The 4,714-nt window shown below is 71.3% G+C and carries 3 protein-coding genes; 1 reads left to right on the top strand and 2 read right to left on the bottom strand.

Annotated features, from left to right (window positions below; genetic code table 11):
- Positions 1-50: 50 nt before the first annotated feature.
- Both ACFRQN_RS39990 and ACFRQN_RS39985 read right to left on the bottom strand, forming a co-directional pair.
- Positions 51-704 carry an MBL fold metallo-hydrolase gene (locus ACFRQN_RS39990; protein WP_049649605.1) on the bottom strand — a complete coding sequence of 218 codons (654 nt, stop codon included), beginning with the start codon at positions 702-704 and terminating at the stop codon, positions 51-53.
- A gap of 48 nt (positions 705-752) precedes the next feature.
- Positions 753-1,481 carry a maleylpyruvate isomerase family mycothiol-dependent enzyme gene (locus tag ACFRQN_RS39985; RefSeq protein ID WP_117489947.1) on the bottom strand — a complete coding sequence of 243 codons (729 nt, stop codon included), beginning with the start codon at positions 1,479-1,481 and terminating at the stop codon, positions 753-755.
- A gap of 279 nt (positions 1,482-1,760) precedes the next feature.
- On the opposite strand from ACFRQN_RS39985, the gene uvrA reads away from it, so the two are divergent.
- Positions 1,761-4,673, top strand: a complete 2,913-nt coding sequence (uvrA, locus tag ACFRQN_RS39980; RefSeq protein ID WP_049649607.1) for an excinuclease ABC subunit UvrA — start codon at positions 1,761-1,763, stop codon at positions 4,671-4,673.
- Positions 4,674-4,714: the final 41 nt, after the last annotated feature.

Below are 4,714 nucleotides of genomic sequence, written 5' to 3'. Positions count from 1 at the left end.
CCCCGTGACCGGAAGCGGTCACGGGGGCCTCGGCCGTGGGGCGGGGCGGGCTACCAGCCGCGCTCGCGCCACTCGTCGAGGTGCGGGCGCTCGGCGCCGACGGTGGTGTCGGAGCCGTGGCCGGGGTAGACCCAGGCCTCGTCGGGGAGGGCGTCGAAGATCTTCTCGGTGACGTCCCGGTAGAGGGTCCGGAAGGCCTCCGGGTCGCCCCAGGTGTTGCCGACGCCGCCCGGGAAGAGGCAGTCGCCGGTGAAGACGTGCTGGTGGCCCTGCGGGTCGTCGTAGACGAGCACGATGGCGCCCGGGGTGTGGCCGACCAGGTGCCGGACGGTGAGCTCCACCTCGCCGACCCGGAGCGTGTCGCCGTCCGCGAGCAGCAGCTCGGTGGGGACGTCGATGCCCTCGGCGTCGTGCTCGCCGGCGGCCGTCCGGGCACCGGTGGTGGCGACCACCTCGGCCAGCGCGCCCCAGTGGTCGTGGTGGCGGTGGGTGGTGACCACCGTTTCGAGGTCGTCCCCGACGGTCTCCAGCAGCACCGGCGCGTCGGCGGCCGCGTCGATCAGGAGCTGTTCGTCGGTGGCCCGGCAGCGCAGCAGGTAGGCGTTGTTGTCGTACGGGCCGACGGCCACCTTGGTGATGATCAGGTGGGCCAGTTCCCGCACGTCCGGCGGTCCGCCGACCTTGACCGCTCCGTGGTACGTCATCCGTCTGCTCCTCGTCGTGTGGATCTCCCTGGCATCATCCTCGCGCCGTCAGCCCATGGGGGGAAGCGGGGGCAGGGCGGTGTCGGGGGTGCGGTGCAGGGCGTCGCCGGCGGAGCGGCCGGAGAGCCAGGCGGTGAGGGCGCGGACGGGGCCCCGGACGGTGAGGGCGGGCTCGCCGGTGCCGATGACGGCGCGGTCGTCGGTGTCGTCGGCGACCAGCTCGACGGCGGGCAGGCCGGCCTCCCCGGCCAGGCCGGCGGCGAGCTTGCGGAACTGGGCGACGGCGAAGTCCTCCGGCCAGTCCGCCGGGGTGTGGCCGGCGGCCAGGTCGACGTGGTGGTACTCCAGCTCCAGCAGGCGCTTGTGCGGGATCTGGTGGGCCGGGAAGACGTAGCCGAAGCGGTGCTTGACGGACGCCGCCCAGGCGTCGTCGGTCAGCTGCGCGGCGGCGGCCAGGAAGCGCTCGTGGGATGCGCGCAGGTCGGCGAGGTGGGCGTCGAGCGGGCGGGGCGCGTCGCGCTCGATGTCCTGGTCGCGGGCCTCGTGGCTGGCGTACTGCGGGACGTCGGTGCCGGTGCGGGCGCCGGTCAGCAGGTTGACCAGGGAGTCGGCGTTGCGGGCGAGGTGGGCCAGCACGTGGCCCTTCGTCCAGCCGGGGAGGGCGGAGGGCTCGGCGACGGCGTCGGGCTTCAGCCCGGCGACGGTGCGCAGCAGGCGCCCGGTGCTCTCCTCGACCTGGCCGAGCCAGGAGTCGGCGGCGGACCTCGGGTCGGTCATCGAATCTGCCTTCCGTGCGGAACGGGGCGTTGCCCGGAGCGGGCTTCGCTCGTTGACCAGGTGACGCTACCGCCGAATCCGGGCCCTGAGCAGGGGGTTTTCGGGTACGCGCACCGTGCGGGTACGGACGGCCCGGGGGGTGGCCTCACTCGTTCGGGTGGTCCCGGCTGGACAAGGTCGATATTCGAACGTCTGAGCTATAGGCTGGCTGCCGCATCCTGGAAGAAGCAGCACATCCCAACGCAAGCCCTCTCGCCCCGGAGAAAGGCGCCAGAAGCAGTGGCCGACCGCCTCATCGTCCGCGGTGCTCGCGAGCACAACCTCAAGAACGTCTCGCTCGACCTGCCCCGCGACTCCCTCATCGTCTTCACGGGCCTCTCCGGCTCCGGCAAGTCCTCGCTCGCCTTCGACACGATCTTCGCCGAGGGCCAGCGCCGCTACGTCGAGTCGCTGTCCTCCTACGCCCGTCAGTTCCTCGGGCAGATGGACAAGCCCGACGTGGACTTCATCGAGGGCCTCTCCCCGGCCGTCTCGATCGACCAGAAGTCCACCAACCGCAACCCCCGTTCGACCGTCGGCACCATCACCGAGGTCTACGACTACCTGCGCCTGCTGTTCGCCCGGATCGGCAAGCCGCACTGTCCGCACTGCGGCCGCCCGATCGCCAAGCAGTCGCCGCAGGCGATCGTGGACAAGGTGCTGGAGCTCGCCGAGGGCACCCGGTTCCAGGTGCTCAGCCCGGTGGTGCGCGAGCGCAAGGGCGAGTTCGTCGACCTCTTCGCCGACCTCCAGTCCAAGGGCTACTCCCGCGCCCGGGTCGACGGCGGGACGATCCAGCTCGCCGAGCCGCCGAAGCTCAAGAAGCAGGAGAAGCACACCATCGAGGTGGTCATCGACCGCCTGACCGTGAAGGACAGCGCCAAGCGGCGGCTCACCGACTCGGTGGAGACGGCCCTGCGGCTGTCCGGCGGCATGGTCGTGCTCGACTTCGTCGACCTCCCCGAGGACGACCCGGAGCGCGAGCGGATGTACTCCGAGCACCTCTACTGCCCGTACGACGACGTGTCGTTCGAGGAGCTGGAGCCGCGCTCGTTCTCCTTCAACTCGCCGTTCGGCGCCTGCCCGGACTGCTCGGGCCTGGGCAACCGGATGGAGGTCGACCCGGAGCTGGTCGTGCCCGACGTCGAGCGCTCGCTGGACGAGGGCGCGATCCACCCGTGGTCGGCCGGGCACGCGAAGGAGTACTTCCAGCGCCTGATCGACGCGCTGGCCGGGGAGCTCGGCTTCCGCACCGACATCCCCTGGGCCGGGCTGCCCGCCCGCGCGAAGAAGGCGCTGCTGTACGGGCACAAGCACCAGGTGGAGGTCCGCTACCGCAACCGCTTCGGCCGCGAGCGCTCGTACAGCACCGGCTTCGAGGGCGCGATCCCGTTCATCCAGCGCCGGCACACCGAGGCGGAGAGCGACAGCAGCCGCGAGCGCTTCGAGGGCTACATGCGCGAGGTGCCCTGCCCGACGTGCCAGGGCACCCGGCTCAAGCCGGTGGTCCTCGCGGTCACCGTCGAGGGCAGGTCGATCGCCGACGTCTCCTCGATGTCGATCAGCGACTGCTCCGAGTTCCTCGGCGCGATGCGGCTCAACGCCCGGGACAAGCAGATCGCCGAGCGGGTCCTCAAGGAGGTCAACGAGCGGCTGCGCTTCCTGGTCGACGTCGGCCTGGACTACCTCTCGCTCGACCGCGCGGCCGGCACCCTGTCCGGCGGCGAGGCCCAGCGCATCCGGCTGGCCACCCAGATCGGCTCCGGCCTGGTCGGCGTGCTGTACGTGCTGGACGAGCCGTCCATCGGCCTGCACCAGCGGGACAACCACCGGCTGATCGAGACGCTGGTGCGGCTGCGCGACATCGGCAACACCCTGATCGTCGTCGAGCACGACGAGGACACCATCAAGACGGCGGACTGGGTGGTCGACATCGGCCCGGGCGCCGGCGAGCACGGCGGCAAGGTGGTGCACTCCGGTTCGCTGAAGCAGCTGCTCACCAACAAGGAGTCGCTGACCGGCCAGTACCTCTCCGGCAAGCGGTCCATCCCGATCCCGGCCACCCGCCGCGAGCGGGACAAGAAGCGCCAGCTGACGGTCCACGGCGCCCGCGAGCACAACCTCAAGGACGTCACGGTCGGCTTCCCGCTCGGCACCTTCACCGCGATCACCGGCGTCTCCGGCTCCGGCAAGTCGACGCTGGTCAACGACATCCTGTACACCCACCTCGCCCGGGAGCTGAACGGCGCCCGCAGCGTGCCCGGCCGGCACACCCGGATCACCGGCACCGACCAGGTGGACAAGGTGGTGCACGTCGACCAGTCGCCGATCGGCCGCACCCCGCGCTCCAACCCGGCCACCTACACCGGGGTGTTCGACCACGTCCGCCGGCTCTTCGCGGAGACGCAGGAGGCCAAGGTCCGCGGCTACCTGCCCGGCCGGTTCTCCTTCAACGTCAAGGGCGGCCGCTGCGAGAACTGCTCGGGCGACGGCACCATCAAGATCGAGATGAACTTCCTGCCGGACGTCTACGTGCCGTGCGAGGTCTGCCACGGCGCCCGGTACAACCGGGAGACGCTGGAGGTCCACTACAAGGGCAAGTCCATCGCCGAGGTGCTGGACATGCCGATCGAGGAGGCGCTGGGCTTCTTCGAGGCCGTCCCGGCGATCGCCCGGCACCTGCGGACGCTCAACGACGTCGGCCTCGGCTACGTCCGGCTCGGCCAGTCGGCGCCGACGCTCTCCGGTGGCGAGGCGCAGCGCGTCAAGCTCGCCTCGGAGCTCCAGAAGCGCTCCACCGGGCGGACGGTCTACGTGCTGGACGAGCCCACCACCGGCCTGCACTTCGAGGACATCAGCAAGCTGATCAAGGTGCTCAGCGGGCTGGTGGAGAAGGGCAACACGGTGATCGTCATCGAGCACAACCTCGATGTGATCAAGACCGCCGACTGGATCGTCGACATGGGCCCCGAGGGCGGCTCCGGCGGCGGCACGGTGGTCGCCGAGGGCACCCCGGAGCAGATCGCCGCCGTCCCGGAGAGCCACACCGGCAAGTTCCTGCGGGACATCCTGCCGGCCGGTTTCGCGGACGCCCCGGCCGCCGCCCCGGCGAAGAAGGCGCCGCGCAAGCGCGCGGCCGCCGCGAAGAAGTAGCCCCGTCCGCCCACCCCGCCGCACCCGGGGACTCCCGGGAG

Source organism: Kitasatospora sp. NPDC056800 (genome assembly GCF_042789775.1).
Taxonomy (GTDB): domain Bacteria; phylum Actinomycetota; class Actinomycetes; order Streptomycetales; family Streptomycetaceae; genus Kitasatospora.
Note: the sequence above shows the minus strand (reverse complement) of the source record. Positions and strands in the feature narration are given on the sequence as shown.